Consider the following 18,528-nt stretch of genomic DNA (forward strand, 5'->3'; position numbering starts at 1 on the left):
TTAACACTGCCTCGAACCATGCGTCATTTTCTGGTACAAAACATAGGTTAAAATAAGAGTAGTCATCATGTCCCGAAAAAACAGCGTTCGCTATTTCGAAGAAAACCTCGGCGAACTAGATACCTTAGTTACTCAACTCGAATCCAATCAGCTGTCTTTGGAAGACGCGTTAAAAGCCTTTGAAAAAGGCGTTAAGCTGAGCCAAGAGTGCCAATCTGTTCTGACACAAGCGGAACAAAAAGTTCAAATTTTGCTCGAAAAACAAAACGGCGAACACCTAGAAACCTTTGACCCGGAATCCGACTCGTGACCCTAGACGATTTTTCTCACTATGCGCGCACTAGAGTCGATGATTATTTAACGCAAAATTTGACCACCTATGAGCCAGCTCAGCATTTACAAGACGCCATGTCCTATAGTGTGTTTAACGGCGGAAAACGTGTCCGGCCTATGCTGACTTACGCCGCAGCGGGATTATTCGGCGAAGCCAATAGCCTTACCGATGCCAGTGCCGCGGCGATAGAATCGATCCACGCCTACTCTTTAATCCACGACGATTTACCCGCTATGGACGACGACGACTTGCGTCGAGGCAAGCCCACCTGCCACATCCAATACGATGAAGCCACGGCGATTCTAGCCGGCGATGCGCTACAAACCTTTGCTTTCGAATTGCTCAGCCAAGTCAAACACGACAATCCGTCTCGTCAGATACAGTTGATTCAGGAGCTTGTCTACGCATCAGGTCGTCATGGTATGGTCACAGGTCAAATGATCGATTTAGCCAATGTCGGCGTACAAATAGACATTCGCGCGCTAGAGCAAATGCATCAGCACAAAACAGGCGCTTTAATTCGCGCCAGCATTCGGATGGGTGCCATCAGTACCGGTGCCACGAAAGCAGACGATTTTGCAGCTCTAGACGCTTATGCTGCGGCCATTGGACTGGCGTTTCAAGTACAAGATGACATCATCGACATTACGAGCGACACCGCCACATTGGGCAAAACCCAGTTTTCCGATGAAGATGCCAACAAGCCAACCTACCCTAAGTTATTAGGCTTAGAAGGCGCTCAAGCATTAGCGGCCTCGTTGCACAAGCAGGCTATATCGGCTATTTCTCCTTTTGGTAGTGCAGCACAGCCATTAGTTGAGTTGGCGAACTATATTATTGGCCGCAACCACTGATATAATTGTGCACTTTTTTAGATTAACTTATACGTGACGATACCTGTGCCCATGTTCGAAGAGATACCCACAGCACGACCCAACACCCCCTTGCTTGACCAAGTTAATTGTACGGCAGACTTGCGTGCTTTTAAGAAAGAGCAATTACCAACCTTGGTGCGTGAATTACGTGAATTCATGCTCTACAGCGTCGGTCAAACAGGCGGTCACTTTGGCGCTGGCCTTGGCGTGGTTGAACTGACCGTGGCACTGCATTACTTATACAACACACCCGAAGATCGCATCGTTTGGGATGTGGGCCATCAAGCCTATCCTCATAAAATACTCACTGGTCGACGGGACGCTTTGCTGAATATCCGCCAAGAAAACGGTATTTCGGGTTTTCCTAAGCGTGAAGAAAGTGAATACGACACCTTTGGCGTGGGTCATTCGAGCACCTCGATTGGCGCGGCTTTGGGTATGTCATTAGCCGCTCGACAGTTAAACACGGGGCGCAAAGCCGTGGCTATTATTGGCGATGGCGCCATGTCCGCAGGTATGGCTTTTGAAGCGTTAAATCATGCCGGTGATGTCAAAGCCGACATGCTGGTCATTCTTAATGACAATGAGATGTCTATTTCAAAACCTGTCGGCGCCCTATCAAGCTACTTTGCGCGTATTTGGGCCAGTAAAACTTATGACAACATTCGACGTAGCGGCCAGAAAGTTTTTTCAGGTCTGCCCTCTGCCCTCGAATTAGCACGTAAAGCCGAAGAACACATGAAAGGCATGGTATCCCCTGGCATGATGTTCGAAGAACTGGGATTTAATTACATTGGCCCAATCGACGGTCACGACATCGATCATTTGCTTGCCACCATTGCGAACTTGAAAGACCGCACTGGCCCACAGTTTTTGCATGTGATCACCAAAAAAGGCAAGGGCTTTGAACCAGCCGAAGGTGATCCTATTGGTTATCACGCCATTAACAAAATCGAGCCTGATCCAAAGCCTAATGTCCAAAAAGTAAAACGCCCTAAATACTGCAACGTTTTCGGTCAATGGTTATGCGATGTGGCCGAACAAGACGACAAGGTCGTTGGTATCACTCCAGCCATGAAAGAAGGCTCAGATTTAATCGAATTTGCTGAACGCTTCCCCGATCGTTACTTCGATGTTGCCATTGCGGAACAACACGCTGTCACCTTAGCCGCCGGTATGGCCTGCGATGGGATTAAACCCGTGGTAGCCATTTATTCCACGTTTTTACAACGCGCCTACGATCAATTAATTCACGATGTGGCTCTGCAAAACTTAGACGTTTTGTTTGCCATTGATCGCGCTGGCTTAGTGGGCGAAGACGGCCCAACTCATGCGGGCGTGTACGATTTAAGTTACCTGCGCTGCATTCCAAACATGGTAGTAATGGCACCGTCCGACGAAGACGAATGTCGTAAAATGCTGCAAACCGGCTACGAATACAAGGGCCCTGCCGCGGTGCGCTACCCTCGTGGCACAGGTCAAGGAGTGGCGATCGAGCCGACCTTGTCCACCATTGAATTAGGCCAATCTCGTACTTTACGAAAGGGTGAATCTGGGATTGTGATTTGTGCCTTTGGTCGTCCTACTTACGACGCCTTACAGGCGGCCAACGAGCTAGACGCAACGCTACTCGACATGCGCTTTGTAAAACCTTTGGATGAAAACGCCTTACTGGCTCACAAAGACGCCATGCTCTTTGTCACCGTAGAAGAAAACGCCATTATGGGCGGCGCGGGGTCGGCCGTGGTTGAGTTCTTACAAGCCAATCACATTCAAGTACCTGTGTTGCAACTGGGTCTGCCAGATCAATACGAAGAACACGCCACTCATCAATCCATGTTGGCAAAAGTCGGCTTAGATGAAGCAGGCATTTTGAAAAGCATTCGGGGCAAACTCAGCGCCCTGTAATCTGTTTGATAACGACATAAAAAAACACCATGATGAATCAAATCGTCATGGTGTTTTTTTGTGTTTACTGAATATTAACAGGTGTAGTTTAGGCCTAAGCGTCCACCGTCTACGTAAATGGTTTCCCCAGTAATGTAGCTGGCTTTGTCACTGGCCAAAAAGGCAACCGTATCACCAATTTCACGCGGTGTGCCGATACGACCCAATGGCGTACGGCTCAAGACATTTTTCATCGCCTCTGGGTTTGCGTTCACCCCTGCCATCATTTCGGTATCAATAGAGCCTGGACCGACCGCATTCACTCGAATGCCATTTTTCGCCAAGGCAAGCGCCGCCACCTTGGTCAACTGCATGGCGCCGCCTTTGGAAGCGCAGTAAGCGGCGATGCTCGGGATCGCCACTTGTGCATTAATCGAGGTCATGTTCACAATAGAACCGTGGATTTTATGCTCTACCATGCTTTTTGCAGCACGCTGTAAGGCGATAAATGTTCCCGTTAAATTCACATCGATCACTTTACGAAATTGTGACTCTTCCAAGGTTAAAAAGTCGCCAGGGTTAGCAATGCCCGCATTATTGACCAAACAATGCACAGGGCCGTGCTCTGCTTCAATGCGATCAAACATGGCTAAAATTTGCGCAGAATCCCCCATGTCGCAAACGTACGCAGCGGTACCATTCCCCATTGTCTCAGCCGCACGCTGAACCGTCTCTTCTTGTATGTCGGCTAAGATAATTTTGTAACCATCTTCAGCTAATGCTTCTGCACACGCCAAACCAATTCCTTGCGCAGCGCCCGTTACTAATGCCAATTTCGTCTTATTTGTCATCGTTTCATCCTACTTATAAAATGCTTGAGTGTTCAGTATTTACAGTGTCAGACCGTAGTCGTTCACCGCTTGATCTTGTGTAATGTAGCCTGCTTCTAAGTCGGCTCGCACCAAGGCTTCTGGCCGTTTTTTCGGATCGCCATAACCGCCACCGCCAGGGAGCTGCAGAATCAATTTCCGTCCAGCGGGAATCAGTTGTCGGCCCTTGCCTTTTAGCACTGTGCCGTCATCGAGCATAACGCTGCCCACACCACCGCTTTTACCCTGCTCACGCCCACGGGCAGGAAACTGAATGCGGTCAAACATGGCATTAAAGTACAGTTCATAACCCTCATTCGCACTGATGACGATGGTTTGCCCTAGGCCGCCACGAAACTCTCCGCTACCGCCGGAGCCTTCCAGTAGGTCTTTTTGCCAAATCGTCAATGGGCCAACATATTCAGTGGCTTCTGCTGACATGGTGCTGACCCCAGATGGAAACGCGGTCGCGCTGAGTCCATCCAAAGTGGCTCTTGCGCCCATGCCGCCAGAGTTAAACATCAAGATTTCAGAAGATCGCAAGCCTGAAGTTGGGTCCGTCGGACGCGCACTCAACAACACATTCCATAAGGCACTGGCACCTTCGGCGGGGGCCACACCAGGAATGCATTTGTGCAAGGCACCTAACACCACATCGGGAACAAAATGCCCCAATACATGGCGCACTGACACAGGTGCCGGGTGAGGCGCATTCAAAATACAGCCTTCTGGGGCGGTCACATCAAAGGGTTTTAGCGAGCCGGTGTTGTTTGGAATGTCTGGCGCAATCGCACACTTTAAGCCGTAACAAGCGTAGGCGCGGGTGTACACCATGGGAACATTCACACCAAATTTACTCGGCCCAGACGTACCAGCAAAGTCCGCCAATAAAGTGTCGCCTGCAATCGTCAAGGCAACACGCATGTCCACTGCGGCTTCGTAGCCATCGACCATCATGTCATTGTAATAAGTGCCATCTGGTAAGGCGTCGATACGCGCCAAAGTAGCCGCGCGGCTATTATCGATGATGAAATCGGACAGCGTTTCCAACTCTAGCAAATTAAATTCATTCATCATGTCCATCAAGCGTGCATCGCCCGCCGCATTACAGGCCGCCAACGAGTACAAATCCCCAATCACTTGATCTTGTTCGCGTACGTTATTGCGAATGATGTTTACAAGTCCTTTATTCACCTCACCTTGATCGATGAACTTCATAATTGGCACCAACAAACCTTCTTCGTACACTTCATTGGCATCGGGCCCATAACCACGTCCACCAATATCAACAACGTGTGCCGTGGCGGCAAAAAAGCCCACATGCTTACCTTGGTAAAAAGCAGGCGACACCATAGTGAAATCGTGCAAATGCCCCGTTCCCTTCCAAGGGTCATTGGTTAGATACACATCGCCTTCGCAAATATTGTTCGGACCAATTTCTTCAATAAAGTGCGGCACAGATTCCGCCATGGCGTTCACGTGACCAGGCGTACCGGTCACGGCTTGCGCTATCATTCGACCACGACAATCGAATACGCCCGCCGACAAATCCCCTGCTTCTCGCACTGAAGTTGAAAACGCCGTGCGAATAAGCGTTGTCGCTTGCTCTTCTACCACCGCCACTAAGCGGTTCCACATAATTTGATAATCGACCTTGCTTAATGTCATCTTAAATAGTCTCCATGATTTTTTTGTTCACCAGCAACATGGACTTATCATCCTGTGCGACGACGGTATAGCCTGTTGTCACTATGGTCGAGGTTTCATCCTCCACAATAACTGCCGGGCCAGAAACGGCATCTCCGGGTTGCAATGTATGACGCTCTACTTCGGCCGCGGTAACCACTTTGCGCAGTGCCGCGTCAAAAAACTCACGTGTTTTAGTGATGGCAATTTGCTGACCTGAACGACGCAATGTGATCGGTTCGACAGGCGCTAATGTTGAGGCCACGGTAATCGACCAGTTGGTAATTTCAATGCCCAAACCGTCGATCGTACGACCAAATAAACGGTGATAACCGGCTTCAAACTGGGCGCGGAATGTCTCCACATCGCCTGCGACATAGTCTTTGTAATCGATATCAATACCAATTTCGCCGCCTTGTCCGGTATAGCGCATAAAGGCTTGAACCTTGGTGGTCGTGTCTATGTCACCTGCTCCACGCTGGACAAATTCCAAGGCTTCCGCGCGTAACGAGCTGAGCAGAGCATTAATGCGTTGTGGGTCAAAATCCGTGAGGCGTTGGTACATGCCTTTGGTCGCTTCATAGGAAAAAGGCGCATTTAAGAAACCAATCGCCGAGCCCACGCCAGCACCCGGTGGGATAACCAAGTAATCCATGCTCAATTTTTCGCACAAACGACAAGCGTGTAAAGGCGCGCCACCGCCAAAGGCGATCATGGTGAAATTGCCAATTTCTTTGCCGTTTTCGACCGTGTGTACGCGGGCGGCGTTGGCCATGTTTTCGTCGACCACTTCTGTTACGCCAAAGGCCGCTTGCTGCTGATCTAGTCCGGCAACAGAGGCCACCTTGCTCGTCATCGCTTCACCGGCCAAGGGAACAGACAAAGGAATTTCGCCGCCAGCAAACAAGTCAGGGTCCAAACGACCCAACAACAAGTTGGCATCGGTTACCGTTGGATGCTCACCACCCCGTTGGTAACAGGCAGGACCCGGTTCCGATGCCGCCGATTTAGGTCCGACTCGAATCTGTTTCATGTCATCAACGTGAGCGATGGAACCGCCGCCCGCTCCGATTTCGACCATTTCCACCACAGGCGTTGACAATGGCATGCCTGAGCCTTTCGCAAAACGATAGGTTCTGGCCACCTCAAAGGTGTTGGCTGTTTTGGGTTTGCCGTCTTCGATAAGACAAATTTTGGCAGTGGTGCCGCCCATGTCAAAAGACACCACTTGGTTTTCACCGTAACTGCCGGCAAATTTGGCCGCAAAAATTGCCCCACCCGCTGGGCCTGACTCCAGCAATCTGACAGGGAACTCCGACGCGGTGTCAACACTGATTAGACCGCCCGCAGAATGCATCATGAAAACAGGACAAGTCACGCCAGTTGACTTTAATCGCTCAACCAAACGCCCTAAATACGCCGACACTTGTGGTCGAACATAGGCATTGGCGATCACGGTATTAAAGCGCTGAAACTCGCGCATTTGTGGCGACACATGGCTAGAGATAGACACACTTAACTCTGGCGCTGCGTCAGCAAAGGCTTTTTGAACCGCTACTTCGTTCACGTCATTGGCATAAGAATGAATAAAACCAACAGCAATCGCTTCGTAGCCTTCTGCCAAAATACGTTTCACCAAGGCTTCTAACTCGCTCGGGGCTATGTCGGTAATCACTTCACCTGTCGCACTCACACGTTCTTTTACGGTGTAACGATCGGTTCGTTTGACCAGTGGCGTTGGCAGGGTCAAGTTCAAGTCGTATTGTTCGAAGCGGTTTTCGGTACGCATTTCCACCACGTCTCGAAAGCCGTCCGTAGTGATAAACGCCGTACGAGCGCCACGTCGTTCGATCAATGAGTTGGTCACCAAGGTGGTGCCGTGAATCACGGTGGTAATCTCTGTTACGGCAATACCTGCGCGCTCACAAACCAGATGAATACCGTCTAAAATCGCCTGTTCTGGTTGGTGGTAATTGGTCAGTACCTTACCGGTAAAAAGCGTACCGTTTAAATCCAGTGCGATGTCCGTAAAGGTGCCACCAATATCCACACCGACTCGAGCTTGCTGTTGCGTCATGTCTCACTTCTCCTATTCTGATACTGCGTTAAATGCTTTTGTAATAGCGCCAAGCTTTGAAACAAGCCTCGTAGGTTGGCTCTCGAATGAAGGCGGCTCGATCTTTTATCAACCCGGTTACCGGCAACATAATGTTCTTCTCTGGTGCACCCGTTAACAATTGCGCCATGGCTTCGCCACACACGGTTCCTGTGGTAATGCCTCGACCATTGAAGCCAACGGCCGTGTACAAACCAGGCGCCAAAATATGGATGCGCGGCAAATGGTCTGGTGTCATGGCAATTTTGCCGTGCCAGGCTTTTTCAAATTCCACTTTGCCAAGAAAAGGAAACATTTGATTGATGCGTTTCTGTGCCCAGTATTCTGACTGACTGTTGTCCTTACCGGCCAATTTGCCCATGCTGCCTACAATTAAGCGTCCAAACTGGTCTTTTCGCACCGAAAACATCACCAACCCTGTGTCCCAGACACTTTGTGCTCCAGGCAAAATCTTATCGGCTATCTTGCCCAAAGGCTTGGTCGCCACCTGATAAAAATGGATCGGCGTGTAAGCCTGCTTTAGTCCAGGCCACAAATCGTCGTTGTACGCATTGCCACCGATAACAACTTGATTGGCGGTTACTGTGCCACGCTGGGTACGAACTTGCCATTTACCGTTCACCTGACTCAAGTTTAATGCCCGTGTCTGCGAGTAAATCACTGCCCCTTTGGAAACGGCTGCGGCCGCCAACTCACGGGCATACCCCATTGGGTTAACCGTGCCCGCTTTCGGGTCAAGTAGTCCGCCGTAAAAATAAGGCGTACCGATTTTGTTTTGCGTTTGATCGGCATCCAGTAGCGTCACCTCGCGTCCACGGCGCTGCCATTCTTGGGCTCGGGCAGACAGCTCTTTAAAGCCAGTCGGAGAATGGGCTGCATGAATAGTGCCATTTCGTGTCGCCTCGCACTTCATGTCAAAGCGGTCGATCAGTGAAAAAACCGTATCCGGTGCGCGCCCCATGACATCCAAAAAGCGATCGGCCGATTCGTCGCCCAATACGGTACGCACATCTTGAGGTGGCAGCCAAATACCAGGATTGACCATGCCACAATTTCGACCAGAACCACCAAAACCTATTTTCTCGGCTTCAAGCACCACACACTCGATGCCCATTTCTGCCAAGTGCAATGCGGTGGAAGAACCTGTGTAGCCGCCACCAATAATGGCGACGTCTGTCACAATGTCGCCCTCTAATAGCGCTTCTTCAGAAGTAGAAGGTGCCGACAAATCCCATAAGGAAATCGGCTGGCTTACCCCTGTTGTTTTTTCACTGTCTTTTAACGTCATCTGACAACCCCTCTGTTTACCCTAATTGGACACTCAAATCGCTCACAGCAACACGCTGTCGCCTTGGTCATTTTGCATTTCAAAAGCAATACCAGCGGTGTCACCAGCCAATACCCTTGCTAAGTGAGAAACACCCAGCGCATCGAGTTGCTGTTGAAGCGAAGCTGGATCTGGGTGGGTTAACACCACGCGGTTCAGTGTGATGCCTAAGTCCTTCATTCCTGTGGACGGATGCGCACCGGGAGACCACTCGATAAAAGTCGGGATAAGACCCTGTTCAGACAAAGAGCCGTCTTTAGGAATCGTCAAACGCCAGCTGCGCTCCCCTCGGGTAAAGGTCACAATTTCCCCTAAATCGATCGGGCTATTTTCAACCACGGCGTTAAGGTCGCTGGTTCCCACAACCCAATGATAGGCCTGAGCCGAGGCTTTAAAACGCGCTTGCACTTGAGGGTTGTCCATATCAAACCAACGAGCTCGACCAGGGTTCGGCGCTTCGGGGTCAATGGCTAAAACCTCAATGAAACTCTCGTTTCCAACCGGCGCGACCGCATTATGCGTGCTCATCGCTTCATGCTTGCTGGCTTTTGGAAGCGTCACGCTAAGGGAGGCTTCCAGTGATGCTATGCCTTGCTCTAAGCTATCTGCACCGATCACAATGTGATCAATTTTGTTCTGTATCGTCATCGTCATAACCTCTATTTGATGTCTTGGGGTAAGTCGTATTTAAGATAAATAAGCAAAGCCAGCGTCTAAATCACTGAGCAATGAATCGGCGTCTTCCAAACCAATATTGAATCGCACCGTGGGGCCTGTGGCCGTCCAAGTTGTTGCTGTTCGGTAAGGGCTTGGATCGACCGGAAGAATCAAACTCTCAAAACCGCCCCAACTGAGGCCAATACCAAACAGGCTCAAATTATTGATCATATGGCGGACTTTGTTTTCTAAGCCCGGTTTAAACACCACGCTGAATAGCCCAGCTGATCCGCTGAAATCTCGACGCCAATGTTCATGGCCGGGGCAATCTGAATGGGAAGGATGCAGTATGCGATCCACACTCGGTTGTTGCTCCAACCAAGCGATGCAGGCGGCGGTGCTCTGCGCGTGTTGGCGCAAACGTACTGCTAATGTGCGCAATCCACGTAACGCCAAGAAGACATCGTTGGCACCGGCTCGATCACCGATCGAGAGGCTCATTTTTCTCACTTTGTCATAGTGGGATTGTGACCCTGCGACGATTAGTCCAAGCATGGCGTCTGAATGACCGCTGATGTATTTGGAACCAGAATGCACCACCACATCCACACCAAGCGTTAACGGCTGACACAACAAGGGCGTTGCCCAAGTACCATCAAGAATACTCACCGCACCGGCGGCGCTGGCCACGTGCGCAATCGCTGGAATGTCTGGCACTTCAAATGACCCAGAACCTGGCGCCTCAAAAAACACCGCTGCTGTATTCGCTTGAACAAGAGACGCCAAATCAGCCCCTAACATGGGATCGAAGTAGGTTATCTCCACACCGTAGCCAGTCAGCACATTGTCACAAAACGCTCGAGTCGGGCCGTATACCGTGTCGGCTACTAGCACATGCGCTCCCGCTTTCGCGAACGCCATCAAAGAAACCACACAGGCCGTTAAGCCAGACGATACCGCCACACAGCCGACGCCGTGTTCCAATTCCGTCATCATGTTTTCCAACTCAAACGTGGCTGGTGTGCCGTAGCGTCCGTAGTACAAGGTGCCTTTTTCGTAACGTGTATCACGGGCTTGTTCAAACTCTTCTAGGTTGTTGAACAACATAGTGGAAGCTTGATAAATGGGAAGATTCACCGAGCGACCACGAGTTTGGTGATCTCGGCCAAGATGAATCAGTGCGTTGGTTAGGTTAGCGTCGCTCGTTTTCACATTTTATTCCTCACTAAAGAAGCCTAACTTTAATATTAAAGAAACAATCGTGTCAACATACGAAACAAAAGTTTTATTTAACGGTATTTTTTGTCAATAATACGCAAAACCTCATTGCACCAGCGGGTTTGGGTTTACCTTTAATTTGAAGGGGGATCTCTTTATACTGCGTGCCATTCAAATAGATTTTTAAAGGCAACACAGTCATGACGGGAAAGGTAGATTCAACACTATCGAAAGGGCTATCCATTATCGAAGCTCTGGCAGCAGAACCAAAAGGCATAGGTGTTTCTGAACTGGCGCGTAATTTAGAACTGACAAAGTCCAACACCTTTCGCTTATTACAGACATTAATCGCGGTGGGATACGTGACTCAAGATGCGAACAAACAGTACTTTGCGTCGATGAAAGCGTGGAAAATAGGTCAGATGATCATGGAAAAACTCGACTTGCCGGGACTTTCCATCAGTCAGATGCAGTACCTTTCTAGCATGACAGGCGAAGCGGTGTATTTGGCCGTCCTCGATGGGTTGTCGACTCTTTATATTGAAAAAATAGAAAGCACCAAAGCCGTACGAACCTACACCCCAAAAGGCGGCAATGCGCCCATTCATTGCGTCGCTACAGGAAAAGCGCTGCTGGCTTTCCAATACGATGCGCTGCGCGAAAAACTGATCGACAACCTGACTCTGTACACCGATAAAACCATTACCAGCATCGAAGCATTGGACAAAGAAGTCGCCATCATAAAAGCGCAAGGCGTCGCGATCGATCGCGGTGAATATCGCGCAGAAGTGATCAGTATCGCGGCACCGGTTTTTTCAGCGAACAACGAGGTGATTGCCGCCATCGGCGTGTCTGCACCGGCGATTAACGTGTCTGAAGACGACATCGACAATATGTCCCACAAGGTGATACTAGCCGCTCAGAGCCTAAGCAATACCTTAAAAGATATTTAAGTTCTCAACATCACCTGCTTAGCAGCACATGCCGCTTCTGTTTTAAGCATTGGCTGCTAAGGCGCGACTTTCGTCGCGCTCTTGTGCGTCTAGCCAGATTAATACGCCCACCAAAGCAACGCCCAATAACATCACACCAGCCGACAAATACAAACCAAGCGTGTAAGACCCAAACCACGACGCCAACAACCCAGTACACATAGGCGCGATAATCTGCGCCGAGCCATAAGCCAACGTCATCTTGCCCATAAACTTAGCGGGATTAGAAGGATAAAAGTGCCCTGCCATCGTCAACACGAGACTCACACAAGCAACAAACGTCGCCCCAAACAAAATCGCTCCCATACCAATCACCAACAAATTATCACTGACGGCAGGCAACACAATACCGACAATTTGCAGCACATAAGCCAACAGCAAGGCTTTTAAATACCCCCACTTTCGCGCCACCAAATCCCACGCTAATACAGCCGGTGTAGCCGCCAAACCAAGTACAATAAAAACGTGTTGCCCACGGCCTTCTAGGGCTGAAAACCCTTCGACAATATCCACAATAAAAGTCGCGCTCACCACATAACCGTAACCCGCACAAAAATACGCCGCCATCATAATCCATGCGAACGACCGGCTCGGGGGACTATCTATCACCTGATGACTGGCGTGCGTCGACACTATCTTGTTCGGATTGGGCATCCAAATCCATGCCGGCACAGCAAAAGCCACCGCCATTAACGACAAGTACAACCATTGGCCTTGCCAGCTTACCGACGCCCTTAGTAACACCTCCACTAAGAAAGCCGCAAAGAAAATACTCAGCCCAATGCCCGAAAAGTGAATGCCCAGCTCGCCTCTTTTTCCTTGGCTAACCAACCACTTTAAAATCAAACCCGACGCCAGAATAAACCCCGCCGACGTGCCAATGCCGGACACATAGCGTAATAACGACCAGAGATACATATTCGTCGTCAGCGCCATGGCCGCGGTGGTGATAACCGCCAACACCAGATACAAACGATACAAGACAAACTTATGGGACAAGTTATTCAAACAAGCCACAATCAACACACCGGTTAAATACCCCGCGTAATTAACCGTTGCTAACCAACCGGCCCCCACTTCGTTTAAGCCAGCTTCCGCCTGCATGATAGGAAGCAAAGAAGTATAAGAAAACCGTGCGACGCCCGCCGTCACGATCAAGCTGCAAATACCCGCCATATACACTTTCATTCGAGTGAGATTCGTTTGCATATATTCAACCTACTGTCTGATTAGACACACACTATAAAAGCTTTTAATCATCATAAAAATCGAATAGTTTTGAACAAACCATTCAGTAAAACAGAAACGAAATAATCAAAACCACTCGAAAAGTACGCGATGGAAGCACGTTATGGAAATTGTTAGCCTCAAAACCTTTAAAACCGTCGTCGATGAAGGTGGTGTAAAAAGCGCGTCTATCGCCCTTAACACAGTGCCGTCTAATGTCTCGATGCGCATACAAAAGCTCGAAAATGAATTAGACATCAAGCTGTTTACGTTGCAAGGACGCAAGCTCGAACTGACACCAAACGGCTCCTTGCTCTATGGCTATGCTCAACAAATACTTCAGCTAGAGTACCAAGCTAGGACGGCTATTTTGACCAACAAAGGACGCAGCGAACTCAAAATTGGCACCACTGAAACTTTTGCGGCCGTTCATTTGCCTTATACACTCAAGCAATTGAAAAAAACGCACCCGCATATCGCGGCTAAAATCCACACCGCCACCAGTGCCAACCTAATTTCCGCCGTACTAAGCAATAAAATAGACTGCGCCTTCGTGGGCATTCAAGTAACACACAAAAACCTAATATCTCGGCCTATCATCGAGGAACCGCTGGTTTTAGTGGAACCGGCTGATCAGGATTACAACCCTGTTATGATTGTTCGAGACATCGGTTGTGGTTATCGGCACGCGGCGCTTGATTGGCAACAAACCGCTGGACGAGGCAGCGAAGAGGTTATGACAATGGGCAGCGTCGAAGGCGTACTCGGCTGCATTGCCGCAGGCTTGGGTTATACCGTGATTGGGGAAGGCATGCTAAAAAATAGCCGCTATGAGGCCTCTTTGATTGCTCGGCCGGCGACTCAACACCAAGAGCCGTTTAAAATATCGCTCATCTATCAAAACGATAATCCATTGGCCGAGGACATTCTCGCCATTGCTACCTTGTTTGAATCATAAAAAGTTCAGTCATAGAGAGTTTAGGTATAAAAAGTTCAGGCATAAAAAAAAACAGGCCAAAATAGCCTGTTTCTTATACAACCACTTAGGTAACGCCCTTGCTTACTGAGCCGCTGCCGAGGTTATGCCTTTTAGCGCACCGGACACTTTATCAATCACAGCGTCACAACCTTTTACATTATGCAGCGTTTTTAGGTATTGAGGGTTTTGATAAGTCACCCATACTTTCTGATCTTGGTCTTCGCTCACCAACACTTTTAACGGCAAATCTATACCGATCGTTTGTGAGCATTCCATCAGTTTATTACCGATCACCGGACTGCCGAAAATCAGCACCTGTATTGGGCGCAATTCCAAATCCATCTTATGGGCATTGGCTTCATGATCAATACGAGCAAAGACATTAAGCCCTTTGCTTTCGACGATGGACACCAATTTATCCGTTGTTGCCTGAACAGAGTGCGCACTTTCTTGTGACAATAAAGGCTCCACCGCATTCGCCGCCACAGGACACAAAATAACCGCCGCACTTAAACACATAGACTTAAACATACCGACTCCTTCTTATATTAGATAAAGCCAATTAGACAGTATAAAGTCCTAGTGTACAAACCAATGCGTGTAAAGGTTCAGCAAGCGCCACTCCAAACGAACACTTTTTTACAACGAAGCGACTTCCCACTCAGTGCGTTATCGTCGTTAAAACCCTCTTTTACGGCACACAGCTCAATGGTGACTAAGCGCTATAAGCACCCGCTGAGTAATGAAGCTCATAACTGTGGCTATAAATTTCTAGGATATTGCCAAATGGGTCTTCCATGTAAATCATGCGGTAAGGCTTTTCACCTGGATAATAGTAACGCGGTGCTTTCATGCGTTTTTTACCGCCAGCCGCCACAATGCGCTCCGCTAACTCTTCAACATTCGGATCTTGTACACAAAAATGGAAGATGCCTGTTTTCCAATACTCAAAATTGTCTTCAGGGTTTTCTTGGTTTTTAAATTCGAACAGCTCAACGCCGATACGATCTCCCGTGGACAAATGCGCAATGCGGAAACGTTCCCAACCAGCGCCAAATACTTCCGAGCACATTTCGCCTATTGCAGAGTCATCTTCTAGGATCTCAGTTGGCTCCATAATGATGTACCAGCCTAATACTTCCGTATAAAATTTTACCGCCGCCTCTAAGTCAGGCACAGAAATACCAAGGTGAGAAAAGGTTCTTGGATAAGGTAGATGTTGTGGTGTTGTCATAATAACCTCAAACTTGAAAGGGTGGATTCCCTTTGATGAGGCTCACTATACGGAGGCCTTATAATTATTTGAAATTATCGATTGTTATAATTACAATAATTTTATGTTATCAAAAGACGGCTAACCTATGCTAAACCCCCTGTGGTTACACACCTTTAAAACCTTGGTTGACGTTGGGCACTTTACACAAACCGCTGAAAAACTGCACATGACACAACCAGGCGTTAGCCAACACATTAAAAAGCTAGAAAGCGCCGCTGGCCACTCTCTTATTCGTCGTGAAAACAAAGGCTTTGAGCTCACAGAGCAAGGGCGCATTGTGTATGACTATGCGCTAAAAATACGGGATGATGAGGCCAAGCTAATGGAAAGCTTGAGCTTTGACGACCCCTATTCCGGTGTATGTAAACTGTCTTGTTCTGGGTCACTGGCGCTCTTGCTGTATCCCCAATTACTGTCGCTGCAACAAACCTACCCCAACTTAAACATTCACCTAGAAGCGGCGCCGAATCAGAAGATATTAAACGATGTGCAATCAGCTAACGTAGATTTCGGCATAGTTACTCAAACCCCGAGTAACCTGTATGACAGCACCATAATTGGCGAGGAAGATTTATGTTTACTGCTCCCGAAGGCGTATAAAAACCAGCCTATTAACGAGAAACTATTGTTTGATTGTGGGCTCATCAAGCACCCAGATGCCCTGCATTACTTATCTTTGTATTTTTCCCTTTGTGGCGATCAAGCATTAGCAGGCATCAATGTCGACACCATACCCACCGTTGGCTACATTAACCAACTCAGCCAAATCCTCCTCCCCGTCGCCAAAGGGCTAGGCTTTACCGTATTACCCGCCAGCGCCTTAGAAAACTTCCCCGACAAAGACCAAATCCACATTGCAAAGACCAAACGCAACGTGAAAGAAACCCTCTACCTCGTACAAAAACGCAACCGGCAACTGCCCCATAGATACCAAACCATCAGCGATTTACTAAAGGGAATTTTTGCAACTTAATGATTTTTTAGATGATAGAGAGGTAATTTTGTTGTAAGCCACATTAACTCTTGGGGCTCTATGGAATCTGGGCACTACTTTTTATCATCGTTCAAGCCTATGGCTTCTTATAGACCCTGAGTAATACTGTCAAATGCACTCGTTATTCTGTTTCTCTAACGCTCTAACTACCCATATTTTGACTAATTTGGAAAAGAGTTTCTGTCGGCCTTGATCAAATTAGCCTGCTCATTCTTGCCAAACATTGCTTGCTACAATCAGTGAGGAACGACCGATGACCAACGGCTTTAAACCTTAGTTGATTTGCTTATTAGCAGCTTGTTGCTCCAATCTTTCGACTAGCCAAACCTTGATAATGGATTGGCGTGTTACACCAATACGGCTCGCTTCTTTATCGAGAGAGTCAATTACCCAAGATGGGAAATCCACATTCACTCTTTTCTGTGTTTGATTAGGTCGAGATGTGGTTGATAAATCTAAATCATCAAGTACATCGTCTTCGTTGTCATCGAATTTTTGATCAAATTGTTCAGCTTTCATATATTGATACCTCTGCTTTACGTGAGCGTCTAACTGAGATAATTCTAATTGTGTCTTCACGATATGTAATAACAGCAGACCAGAATTTATCGGCAATAGTTCCTATAATTAAGTAGCGTTGCTCACCTTCAGACTTTGCTTTTACTTGAAGTAAGTCAGGATCAGACCAAAGCTCTTGAGCATCAATGAAGTTTATTCCATGCTTATTCAAGTTGGTGCTACTTTTATTTGTGTCAAATTCAAACTTATACATGGGATAAAAAATATACCTTTATTGAATAAATATCAAGATGTAACCAGAAGCTATTCGACGCCCATTGTAAAAATTGGCACAAACGTAGCCACTCGGTCTCAAATTCTACTTACGAGGCTTAAGGGCCTTTCATTATCGGCCATATAGGTTCAGGAATTACTACAGACTATAGTTACATAACATTCTAATAGCCCGCATGCGCGTATAACGCAAAGTTCATTTGCAGACTGCTGGCGCTAATTTGGGAACCCTAAATTCGTGACAGTAGGAGCTCAGTTGGAACGCTTTCCTATGACTCTCATTGCTACAAATGTAGCAATCCGCTACACTTCTTTTACCACACTAGGGAGATTTTATTATGTCTACTGCAAGTATTCGACTTGACCAAGATTTGGTTGATAAGGCGGCTATTATGGCTAAAGCCCTAAACCGTACAACACCAAAACAAATTGAACACTGGGCTAAAATCGGTGAAATGATGGAAGATAACCCCAATTTACCCTATGAGTTTGTAAAACAAGCAATCATTGCCAAAGCCGAAAAAGAAGCAGGTAAACTTGAGGAATACAACTTTGGCTAAGATTACTCAAGTTCTTCAAACACCTACCTTTAAAAAAGCGGTCAAAAAACTACACAAAAACCAAAAGGCGGATCTAGATAACGCGATCAAAGAACTGATTGAAGATCCGCTTTTAGGACAGCAAAAGAAAGGCGATTTATCCTTCCTTCGCGTGTATAAATTTAAAATGGTGAAACAACTTATATTACTTGGTTATAGTTACGAAGATGGCACAGTTACTCTCGAACTGATGGCTTTAGGTTCTCATGAGAATTTTATCGCGATATGAAAAATATCTTCTGAACTGACATGCATCATAACGCCCAGTTAACCTACGCTTCCGCGCCGAACTGCTTGTCAAACTGCTTTAACACAACAAAAATGGATTTATTAAACGATCTAATAAGAGACCTTTAAAATGACCACTAGAATTTTAGCTGATGTTGCAGCCAGTATCACTGAGTTCAAAGCAAATCCAATGAAAGTACCATTTCGGTAAATATTGATGACTTATAATCTCGAATTCAAGAAAAGCGCACTAAAAAATAGAACAAACTAGCTAGGCGCTACACTCAAAAGTCAATTTAAGAAAAACTAATTGAACGCCTAACTAATCCTCACATACTAGGATCTAAGCTATCAGGCGCAGACAATATATATAAAATTAAGCTTCGCCAATCTAGGGAAGATGCGAATAAGTCCCGCGCATGAGACAATTCATTTTTAACCTTCGAGCCTGACCATGTCACATCAACTCACT

At 47.6% G+C, this 18,528-nt stretch carries 19 protein-coding genes; 8 read left to right on the plus strand and 11 right to left on the minus strand.

Annotation, left to right across the window (positions count from 1 at the left end; genetic code table 11):
- Nucleotides 1-67: 67 nt before the first annotated feature.
- Genes J9B83_RS07365 through dxs form a run of 3 tightly spaced genes read left to right on the plus strand, consistent with a single transcriptional unit; the run spans nt 68 to nt 3,117 of the window.
- Nucleotides 68-310 carry an exodeoxyribonuclease VII small subunit gene (locus J9B83_RS07365; protein WP_211536091.1) on the plus strand — a complete coding sequence of 81 codons (243 nt, stop codon included), beginning with the start codon at nt 68-70 and terminating at the stop codon, nt 308-310.
- Entirely contained in the window at nt 307-1,188 is an 882-nt protein-coding gene (locus J9B83_RS07370) for a polyprenyl synthetase family protein (RefSeq protein ID WP_211536092.1), read from the plus strand. The genes J9B83_RS07365 and J9B83_RS07370 overlap by 4 nt, the downstream gene beginning before the upstream one ends.
- 51 nt (nt 1,189-1,239) lie before the next feature.
- Nucleotides 1,240-3,117, plus strand: a complete 1,878-nt coding sequence (gene dxs, locus J9B83_RS07375) for a 1-deoxy-D-xylulose-5-phosphate synthase (protein ID WP_211536093.1) — start codon at nt 1,240-1,242, stop codon at nt 3,115-3,117.
- Between the two features lie 74 nt (nt 3,118-3,191).
- Here the strand turns inward: dxs and J9B83_RS07380 are convergent, their stop codons facing one another.
- Genes J9B83_RS07380 through metC form a run of 6 tightly spaced genes read right to left on the minus strand, consistent with a single transcriptional unit; the run spans nt 3,192 to nt 10,963 of the window.
- Nucleotides 3,192-3,947 (minus strand): SDR family NAD(P)-dependent oxidoreductase, encoded by a 756-nt coding sequence (locus J9B83_RS07380; RefSeq protein ID WP_211536094.1) that lies wholly within the window; start codon nt 3,945-3,947, stop codon nt 3,192-3,194.
- A 39-nt stretch (nt 3,948-3,986) separates the two neighbouring features.
- Nucleotides 3,987-5,633, minus strand: a complete 1,647-nt coding sequence (locus J9B83_RS07385; protein ID WP_211536095.1) for a hydantoinase B/oxoprolinase family protein — start codon at nt 5,631-5,633, stop codon at nt 3,987-3,989.
- Nucleotide 5,634: 1 nt separating this feature from the next.
- Nucleotides 5,635-7,728 carry a hydantoinase/oxoprolinase family protein gene (locus tag J9B83_RS07390; RefSeq protein ID WP_211536096.1) on the minus strand — a complete coding sequence of 698 codons (2,094 nt, stop codon included), beginning with the start codon at nt 7,726-7,728 and terminating at the stop codon, nt 5,635-5,637.
- 28 nt (nt 7,729-7,756) lie between these two features.
- Nucleotides 7,757-9,055: an NAD(P)/FAD-dependent oxidoreductase gene (locus tag J9B83_RS07395; protein WP_211536097.1), complete on the minus strand. Its 1,299-nt coding sequence runs from the start codon at nt 9,053-9,055 to the stop codon at nt 7,757-7,759.
- A 42-nt stretch (nt 9,056-9,097) separates the two neighbouring features.
- Nucleotides 9,098-9,742 (minus strand): VOC family protein, encoded by a 645-nt coding sequence (locus J9B83_RS07400; RefSeq protein WP_211536098.1) that lies wholly within the window; start codon nt 9,740-9,742, stop codon nt 9,098-9,100.
- Nucleotides 9,743-9,781: 39 nt separating this feature from the next.
- A complete protein-coding gene (gene metC, locus J9B83_RS07405) occupies nt 9,782-10,963 on the minus strand; it encodes a cystathionine beta-lyase (protein WP_211536099.1) in 1,182 nt (393 codons plus the stop codon).
- A gap of 206 nt (nt 10,964-11,169) precedes the next feature.
- Here metC and J9B83_RS07410 point away from each other — a divergent pair, with 206 nt between their 5' ends.
- Nucleotides 11,170-11,922, plus strand: coding sequence for an IclR family transcriptional regulator (locus J9B83_RS07410; protein WP_211536100.1), 753 nt, complete (start codon nt 11,170-11,172; stop codon nt 11,920-11,922).
- Nucleotides 11,923-11,964: 42 nt separating this feature from the next.
- Here the strand turns inward: J9B83_RS07410 and J9B83_RS07415 are convergent, their stop codons facing one another.
- A complete protein-coding gene (locus J9B83_RS07415; protein WP_211536101.1) occupies nt 11,965-13,170 on the minus strand; it encodes a YbfB/YjiJ family MFS transporter in 1,206 nt (401 codons plus the stop codon).
- A gap of 142 nt (nt 13,171-13,312) precedes the next feature.
- Here J9B83_RS07415 and J9B83_RS07420 point away from each other — a divergent pair, with 142 nt between their 5' ends.
- On the plus strand, nt 13,313-14,146 hold the full coding sequence (locus J9B83_RS07420; RefSeq protein ID WP_211536102.1) for a LysR family transcriptional regulator: 834 nt from the start codon (nt 13,313-13,315) through the stop codon (nt 14,144-14,146).
- A 102-nt stretch (nt 14,147-14,248) separates the two neighbouring features.
- Here the strand turns inward: J9B83_RS07420 and J9B83_RS07425 are convergent, their stop codons facing one another.
- Nucleotides 14,249-14,698: a DUF302 domain-containing protein gene (locus tag J9B83_RS07425; protein ID WP_211536103.1), complete on the minus strand. Its 450-nt coding sequence runs from the start codon at nt 14,696-14,698 to the stop codon at nt 14,249-14,251.
- A gap of 184 nt (nt 14,699-14,882) precedes the next feature.
- Nucleotides 14,883-15,401, minus strand: coding sequence for a lactoylglutathione lyase family protein (locus tag J9B83_RS07430; protein ID WP_211536104.1), 519 nt, complete (start codon nt 15,399-15,401; stop codon nt 14,883-14,885).
- A 127-nt stretch (nt 15,402-15,528) separates the two neighbouring features.
- Here J9B83_RS07430 and J9B83_RS07435 point away from each other — a divergent pair, with 127 nt between their 5' ends.
- Complete coding sequence (locus J9B83_RS07435; RefSeq protein ID WP_211536105.1) at nt 15,529-16,416, plus strand: LysR family transcriptional regulator; 888 nt, start codon at nt 15,529-15,531, stop codon at nt 16,414-16,416.
- A 294-nt stretch (nt 16,417-16,710) separates the two neighbouring features.
- On the opposite strand, the gene brnA is transcribed toward J9B83_RS07435, so the two are convergent.
- Nucleotides 16,711-16,956: a type II toxin-antitoxin system BrnA family antitoxin gene (gene brnA / locus J9B83_RS07440; RefSeq protein ID WP_211536106.1), complete on the minus strand. Its 246-nt coding sequence runs from the start codon at nt 16,954-16,956 to the stop codon at nt 16,711-16,713.
- The gene (locus J9B83_RS07445; RefSeq protein WP_211536107.1) at nt 16,946-17,209 is read right to left on the minus strand and encodes a BrnT family toxin; all 264 of its coding nucleotides are present in this window, start codon (nt 17,207-17,209) and stop codon (nt 16,946-16,948) included. The genes brnA and J9B83_RS07445 overlap by 11 nt, the downstream gene beginning before the upstream one ends.
- Before the next feature lie 358 nt (nt 17,210-17,567).
- Here J9B83_RS07445 and J9B83_RS07450 point away from each other — a divergent pair, with 358 nt between their 5' ends.
- Together J9B83_RS07450 and J9B83_RS07455 are read left to right on the plus strand one after the other, a co-directional pair.
- Nucleotides 17,568-17,789: a TA system antitoxin ParD family protein gene (locus J9B83_RS07450; RefSeq protein ID WP_211536108.1), complete on the plus strand. Its 222-nt coding sequence runs from the start codon at nt 17,568-17,570 to the stop codon at nt 17,787-17,789.
- Entirely contained in the window at nt 17,782-18,057 is a 276-nt protein-coding gene (locus J9B83_RS07455; protein ID WP_211536109.1) for a type II toxin-antitoxin system RelE/ParE family toxin, read from the plus strand. The genes J9B83_RS07450 and J9B83_RS07455 overlap by 8 nt, the downstream gene beginning before the upstream one ends.
- Nucleotides 18,058-18,528 lie beyond the last annotated feature (471 nt).

Source organism: Marinomonas vulgaris (genome assembly GCF_018145875.1).
GTDB classification, from domain to species: domain Bacteria; phylum Pseudomonadota; class Gammaproteobacteria; order Pseudomonadales; family Marinomonadaceae; genus Marinomonas; species Marinomonas vulgaris.

Bases quoted from the DNA above. Each gene is read 5' to 3' on its own strand.
- J9B83_RS07365 (WP_211536091.1), top strand. From the start codon at position 68: ATGTCCCGAAAAAACAGCGTTCGCTATTTCGAAGAAAACCTCGGCGAA.
- dxs (WP_211536093.1), top strand. From the start codon at position 1,240: ATGTTCGAAGAGATACCCACAGCACGACCCAACACCCCCTTGCTTGAC.
- J9B83_RS07380 (WP_211536094.1), bottom strand. From the start codon at position 3,947: ATGACAAATAAGACGAAATTGGCATTAGTAACGGGCGCTGCGCAAGGA.
- J9B83_RS07385 (WP_211536095.1), bottom strand. From the start codon at position 5,633: ATGACATTAAGCAAGGTCGATTATCAAATTATGTGGAACCGCTTAGTG.
- J9B83_RS07390 (WP_211536096.1), bottom strand. From the start codon at position 7,728: ATGACGCAACAGCAAGCTCGAGTCGGTGTGGATATTGGTGGCACCTTT.
- J9B83_RS07395 (WP_211536097.1), bottom strand. From the start codon at position 9,055: ATGACGTTAAAAGACAGTGAAAAAACAACAGGGGTAAGCCAGCCGATT.
- J9B83_RS07400 (WP_211536098.1), bottom strand. From the start codon at position 9,742: ATGACGATACAGAACAAAATTGATCACATTGTGATCGGTGCAGATAGC.
- J9B83_RS07410 (WP_211536100.1), top strand. From the start codon at position 11,170: ATGACGGGAAAGGTAGATTCAACACTATCGAAAGGGCTATCCATTATC.
- J9B83_RS07415 (WP_211536101.1), bottom strand. From the start codon at position 13,170: ATGCAAACGAATCTCACTCGAATGAAAGTGTATATGGCGGGTATTTGC.
- J9B83_RS07420 (WP_211536102.1), top strand. From the start codon at position 13,313: ATGGAAATTGTTAGCCTCAAAACCTTTAAAACCGTCGTCGATGAAGGT.
- J9B83_RS07425 (WP_211536103.1), bottom strand. From the start codon at position 14,698: ATGTTTAAGTCTATGTGTTTAAGTGCGGCGGTTATTTTGTGTCCTGTG.
- J9B83_RS07430 (WP_211536104.1), bottom strand. From the start codon at position 15,401: ATGACAACACCACAACATCTACCTTATCCAAGAACCTTTTCTCACCTT.
- J9B83_RS07435 (WP_211536105.1), top strand. From the start codon at position 15,529: ATGCTAAACCCCCTGTGGTTACACACCTTTAAAACCTTGGTTGACGTT.
- brnA (WP_211536106.1), bottom strand. From the start codon at position 16,956: ATGAAAGCTGAACAATTTGATCAAAAATTCGATGACAACGAAGACGAT.
- J9B83_RS07445 (WP_211536107.1), bottom strand. From the start codon at position 17,209: ATGTATAAGTTTGAATTTGACACAAATAAAAGTAGCACCAACTTGAAT.
- J9B83_RS07450 (WP_211536108.1), top strand. From the start codon at position 17,568: ATGTCTACTGCAAGTATTCGACTTGACCAAGATTTGGTTGATAAGGCG.